Here is a 6,292-nt window from a genome sequence, read left to right as displayed (position 1 = left end):
TCCTAATTCCTAATTCCTAATTCCTAATTCCTAATTCCTAATTCCTAATTCCTAATTCCTAATTCCTAATTCCTAATTCCTAATTCCTAATTCCTAATTCCTAATTAAAAAAAATGTTGATACGAATAGTCAGAATGACGTTTCTGGAAGACAGGGTGCCGGCGTTTCTGGAAATCTTCAAAGCGTCCAGAGAGAAGATTGCCGCTTTTCCCGGTTGTCAACGGGTGGACCTGCTCCAGGATTACCACCTGCCCCACGTGTACAGCACCTACAGCCTCTGGGACTCTGAAGAAGCCCTGAACAACTACCGCAAATCAGAATTGTTCGGCTCTGTCTGGAAACCCACCAAGGCTTTGTTCTCTGAGCCCGCCCAGGCTTTTTCTTTCAAGCCCGCAGCCGTCTAGTTATTTATTTTTCAATAACACCGTCAGCAAATATGGGTTTCCGGCTTATGCAGGCCGCTTTTCCCCTCTCTAATCATTCTCTAATCTGGCTCTAATCAACCTATAATACGGGTACTCTAGTTTTGGGGATTCTTCAAAAAAAGAATTACCCATGAGAGTACCCATTTTTCTATTTGCGCTGGTTTTGCTGAAGTGTCTGCTCCAGCCAGTTTCAGCGCATTCAACTGCAGGACGTACCGTTCCCGCCACCGCCCCTGCTGACTCCTTGCGCCTTACCCTGGCGCAGGCAGAGCAGCTGTTTCAGGAGCGCAACCTGCCGCTGCTGGCGCAGAAGTCGGCGATTGAAGCCTCTAGGGCGGCTATTCTACAGGCCAGGCTGTTTGAGAACCCGGTGCTGACGGTTGACCAGAGCGTGTATAACCCGGAGAACGGCAGGTACTTTGATGTGAGCCGCAACGGACAGACGTTCCTGCAGTTGGAGCAGCTGGTGTACCTGGCGGGCAAACGCAACAAGCGGGTGCAGGTAGAACAACTGGAGACGCAACTCACCGAGCAGGATTTCTTTGATTTGCTGCGTACGCTCAGGTTCACGTTGCGCACCAACATGGTGGAGCTGTATTACCAGCAGCAGGGCCTGAAAATACTGCGGGAAAGAACGCAAACCGTGCAGCAACTGGTTACGGCGCTGGAGGAACAGTACCAGAAAGGCAACATCCCGCTCAAGGAAACCACCCGCCTGAAAGCCCTGCTGTTCCAGTTGGGCAACCAGCAGCTGAGCCTGCTCAATGAGATAGAGGAAACGCAATCTGAACTAAGGCTGCTGACCCGCACCCCCGCCACTACTGTACTGGTCCCAACGCTGGAAGAGAACACCTTAAACGCAGCCACACCCACTCAGCTTACGTTCAGCAAATTGCTGGAGACGGCGCAGGAGAACCGCTATGACCTGAAAGCCGCCCAGACCGTGGTGCAGTTACAGGAGGCGAACCTGAAACTACAGAAAACCATGGCTGTGCCAGACATCACCATCAGCGCCAACTATGACCGCCAGAGTAACTTCATAAGAAATTACACCGGCGTAGGGTTTTCGCTGCCCCTGCCCCTCTTTAACCGAAACCAGGGCAATATCAGAATGGCGCAGCACCAGATAGACCAGAGCCAGCACCTATTGGCGCAGCAGCAACTGACCGTGGAGACCGAGGTGATGCAGGCGTTTAAAAAAGCGCAGGAGGCCCAGCAGTTCTACAACTCTTTTGACCCCAATTTCAGAAGTGATTTTGACCGGCTCTTAGATGGCGTTACCTCCAACTTCATGCGACGCAACCTCAGCCTGATTGAATTTCTAGACTACTACGAGACCTACACCGAGAGCATGACCCAACTGCTGGAGCTCAGCATTAATAGGCTGCGCGCCTTGGAGGAAATAAACTTTGCCGTGGGCACCCCTGTCATCACCTATTAAACCTATCCTCTGTGAATACCATGAAAAATAAGATAACCACGCCGCTTCTGTTCTCTCTGCTCACGGGCTGCACCTTCTTCTTTGCCTGTTCTGAGGAGAAAAAGCCAATTTCAAATGCTGCATTGGCAGATAAAGAGCTTTGCCTCACTGATACCCTTTCCCAGTTGATTAAGCTGGATTCGGCGCGAATGCAGAACGTGAACAACCAGTTGCAGCTGGTGGGCAAGATTGCCTTAGATGAGAAGAAAGTCTTCAAGATTTTCCCGCTGGTGGGTGGCCATGTGCAGACCGTGAAGGTGGAGCTGGGGGATTACGTGCAGAAAGGACAGACGCTGGCCGTGATTAGAAGCAGTGAGATAGCCGAGTTTGAGCAACAGCGCATTTCGGCGCAATCTGCGTTGCAGGTGGCCCAGAAGAACCTGGAGGTGGCCAAAGACATGGCCAAGTCTGGGTTGGTTTCTGAGCAGGATGTGCTGGCGGCGCAGCGGGAAAGAGACATCGCCCAAGCCGAGGCCCAGCGCATGAAACAGGTCTTTAGCATTTACAGCATTGGCAAAGGCTCTGAATACGTGGTGAAGGCGCCCTCTGCCGGGTTTGTGGTGGAGAAGAACGTGAACGCCGACATGCAGATTCGCTCAGACAATGACACCAACCTGTTCACCATCTCCAGCATGAATGAAATCTGGGTTATGGCCAACGTGTTTGAGTCTGACATTGCCAAGGTGAAAGAGGGCTATGCCGCAGAGGTGACAACTTTAAGTTATCCAGACAAAGTCTTTAGGGGCAAGATTGACAAAATCTTCAACGTGCTGGACCCCGAGAGCCGCACCATGAAAGTGCGGGTACGCTTGGATAATCCTGATTTCTCACTTAAACCCGAGATGTTCGCCAACATCAGGATTGAGTACCCCGAAGACAAGCAACTTATGGCCATTCCTGCCCATGCGCTGGTGTTTGACCAAAGCAAAAACTACGTGATGGTGTACCGCAAGCGCTGTGACGTGGTGCAGCGCGAGGTGAAACTGTACCAGACCGTGGGGCAAACGGCCTACCTCACCAGCGGTATTGAGGCAGGCGAACAGGTGGTGAGCAAATACCCGCTGCTGGTTTACAATGCCTCCAAAGCCAAATAACATTTCACGCTCCAATTAGCGGTAGCATTTTCGGGCTGTTTTTTGAAAAATAGCCCGAAAACAGAATAAAATAATGCTTGTGACCTTGACCTCTTTTCAGCTGGACTCAAGGCACTCATACAATCTGTAAAGACATTTTCCAGATGAATTCTTTTATCAAAAATATCATTGCATTCTCGCTCAAGAACCGGTTCCTGGTCTTTTTCATGACCATTGGCATTGTGGTGGCGGGGGTGATAAGTTTCATGCACACGCCCATTGAGGCATTTCCGGATGTGACCAACACCCGCGTGCAAATTATTACCCAATGGCCTGGCCGCAGTGCCGAGGAGGTGGAGAAGTTTGTGACCATTCCTATTGAGGTGGAAATGAACGTGGTGCCAAAAAAGACCAGCCTGCGCTCCATCTCCCTCTTCGGACTGTCGGTGGTGACCATGATTTTTGAAGACGAGGTAGACGATTTCCATGCCCGTCAGCTGGTAGCCAACCAATTGGCCACGGTAAACCTACCGGAAGGCATAGACGCCGAGATGCAGCCGTCGGCGGGGCCCACCGGCGAGATATTCCGCTACACCCTTGAAAGCAAGACCAAGGATGTACGCGAACTGAAAACCATTCAGGACTGGGTGATCGACCGCAAACTGAAGGGCGTGCCAGGCATTGCCGACGTAGTGAGTTTTGGGGGAGAAATAAAAACCTACGAGGTGAGCGTAGACCCCAGCCTGATTGGGAAATATAACATCACCGCCCCAGACGTGTATGAGGCCATTGCCAAAAGCAACCTCAACGTGGGTGGTGATGTTATTGAGAAAAACGGCCAGGCCTACGTGGTGCGCGGCATTGGGCAGCTCAACAACATTAATGAGATTGAGAACGTGATGGTCACAGACCGGCAGGGCGTGCCGGTGCTCATCAAGAACGTGGCCACGGTGGCAGAATCACACCTGCCCAACCTGGGCAACGTGGGCCGTGACGAGCAAACCAATCTGGTGGAAGGCATTGTGGTGATGCGCAAGAACGAGAACCCCAGTGAGGTGCTGGCGGCTCTCAAAAGCAAAATCACTGAACTGAACGATGTGGTACTGCCCGATGATGTGAAGATTGTGCCATTCTATGACCGCTCTGACCTCATTGGTTTCACCACCACCACGGTGACCCACAACCTGCTGGAAGGCATTGTGCTGGTGACCGTGATTGTGTTCCTGTTCATGGCCGATTGGCGCACTACGCTCACCGTAGCCATCATTATACCGCTGGCGCTGCTCTTCGCGTTTGTGTGTATGCGCCTCAAAGGTATGTCGGCCAACCTGCTTTCTATGGGGGCCATTGACTTCGGGATTATCATTGACGGGGCGGTGGTGATGGTGGAAGGACTGTTTGTGGTGCTGGACAAGAAAGCGCATGAGCTGGGAATGCCCCGTTTCAACGCCTTGTCAAAACGCGGCATCATCAAGAAAACCGCCGTTGACCTGGGTAAGTCCATCTTCTTCTCCAAGCTTATCATAATCACCGCCTTGCTGCCCATCTTCGCGTTCCAGAAAGTGGAGGGGAAAATGTTTTCGCCGCTGGCGTATACGTTGGGCTTTGCCTTGCTGGGTGCCTTGTTTTTCACCCTAACCTTGGTGCCGGTGCTCAGCAGCATGCTCTTGAACAAGAACGTGCGGGAGAAGCACAACCCGTTTGTGAACTTCATCAACAAGTATGTGTTCAAGGGCTTCTCGTTCACCTACCGGAATAAAAAAGCCAGTCTGGTAGTGGCCATGGTGGTGATGGGTGTGGGACTGCACCTGTTCAAGTTTCTGGGCTCAGAATTTTTGCCGCAGTTGAACGAGGGCGCGGTGTACGTGCGGGCCAGCATGCCTATGAGTACCAGTCTGCAGCAGTCGGTGGAGATGACGGAGAAGATACGCAAAACCATCGGCGCCTTTGACGAGGTGAAACAGGTGATGTCGCAGACCGGCCGCCCCAATGACGGCACCGACCCTACCGGCTTCTTCAACATTGAGCTGCACGTAGACCTCAAGCCCAAGAATGACTGGCAGCGCAAGATTTCTAAGGAGCAGCTCATTGACGAGATGCAGCAAAGGCTGGCTTCATACCAGGGCATCAGCTTCAACTTCTCCCAGCCCATTATGGACAACGTGGAGGAGGCCGTGTCTGGGGTGAAAGGCTCCATGGCCGTGAAAGTCTTCGGGGATAACCTGCAGCGGCTGGAGGTGTTGGGCGACAGCGTGTACAGCGTGCTCAATAAGATTGAGGGAATTGACGACCTAGGCGTGATTAGCCTCATAGGTCAGCCCGAGATGCGGGTAGAACTGGACCAACAGCGCATGGCTTCTTACGGCGTGTCCCCGGCAGATGCCCAGGCGGTGATTGAGATGGCCATTGGCGGAAAGGGTGCCAGCAGCCTGTATGAGGGCGAGCGCAAATTTGACATCAGAATCAGGTACCAGCAGGAGTTCAGGAACAATGAGGAACAGCTGGCCAACCTGCGGGTGCCCACGAGCCACGGCGGCAACATCTCGCTCAACGAGATTGCCAAAATCAGCACCGTCACCGGCCCCGCCTTTGTGTACCGCGAAGACAACGCCCGCTTCATCGCCGTGAAATTCTCGGTACGTGGCCGTGACTTAGGCAGCACCATCAAAGAGGCGCAGGAGAAGGTAAATCAGGCAATTAAGTTAGATAAAGGCATGCACCTGGAGTGGAAAGGTGAGTTTGAAAACCAGATTCGAGCAACAGACCGATTGATGAAGGTGGTACCGGTGAGTCTGGTACTCATCTTCCTGATTCTCTTCGCGCTGTTCAGCAATGGCCGTGACGCTGCCCTGGTGATTCTGAACGTGCCGTTTGCCCTCATTGGCGGTATTCTGGCCCTGCTGCTCACCAATACCAATTTCAGTATTTCAGCGGGCGTGGGTTTCATTGCCCTGTTTGGTATCTGCGTGCAGAACGGGGTAATCCTTATCTCGGTGTTCAAGAAGAACCTAGAGGAACAGATGCCGCTCATGCAGGCCATCAAAGAAGGCGTGGCCGAACGGACCCGCCCGGTAGTGATGACCGCCATGATGGCTGCCATAGGTCTGGTACCCGCGGCTCTTTCTACGGGAATTGGCTCTGAGACGCAGAAACCGCTGGCCATTGTGGTGATTGGTGGACTAATAAGTGCCACTATTCTGACCTTGCTCATTTTCCCGCTGCTCTTTGACAGCGTGTATAAGAGAACACTCAGACAGAAACAAACCAAGTACCGCAGGGTTCGGTTAGAAGAAGCCGTTCCTGCCTAGTTTTAA

General features: G+C 52.5%; 4 protein-coding genes. All 4 read left to right on the top strand.

Annotation, left to right across the window (positions count from 1 at the left end):
* The first annotated feature begins 113 nt into the window (after window positions 1-113).
* The 4 genes from A8O25_RS14375 to A8O25_RS14360 all read left to right on the top strand — a co-directional run bounded on the left by A8O25_RS14375 (window position 114) and on the right by A8O25_RS14360 (window position 6,286).
* Window positions 114-404 carry a putative quinol monooxygenase gene (locus A8O25_RS14375; protein WP_066836060.1) on the top strand — a complete coding sequence of 97 codons (291 nt, stop codon included), beginning with the start codon at window positions 114-116 and terminating at the stop codon, window positions 402-404.
* Between the two features lie 151 nt (window positions 405-555).
* A complete protein-coding gene (locus A8O25_RS14370) occupies window positions 556-1,866 on the top strand; it encodes a TolC family protein (RefSeq protein WP_082893655.1) in 1,311 nt (436 codons plus the stop codon).
* A 20-nt stretch (window positions 1,867-1,886) separates the two neighbouring features.
* The gene (locus A8O25_RS14365; RefSeq protein ID WP_066836059.1) at window positions 1,887-2,999 is read left to right on the top strand and encodes an efflux RND transporter periplasmic adaptor subunit; all 1,113 of its coding nucleotides are present in this window, start codon (window positions 1,887-1,889) and stop codon (window positions 2,997-2,999) included.
* 143 nt (window positions 3,000-3,142) lie between these two features.
* Window positions 3,143-6,286, top strand: coding sequence for an efflux RND transporter permease subunit (locus tag A8O25_RS14360; RefSeq protein WP_066836058.1), 3,144 nt, complete (start codon window positions 3,143-3,145; stop codon window positions 6,284-6,286).
* Window positions 6,287-6,292 lie beyond the last annotated feature (6 nt).

The organism is Rufibacter ruber (assembly GCF_001647275.1).
Lineage (GTDB): Bacteria > Bacteroidota > Bacteroidia > Cytophagales > Hymenobacteraceae > Nibribacter > Nibribacter ruber_C.
This window is presented reverse-complemented; position numbering and strand designations above follow the sequence as displayed.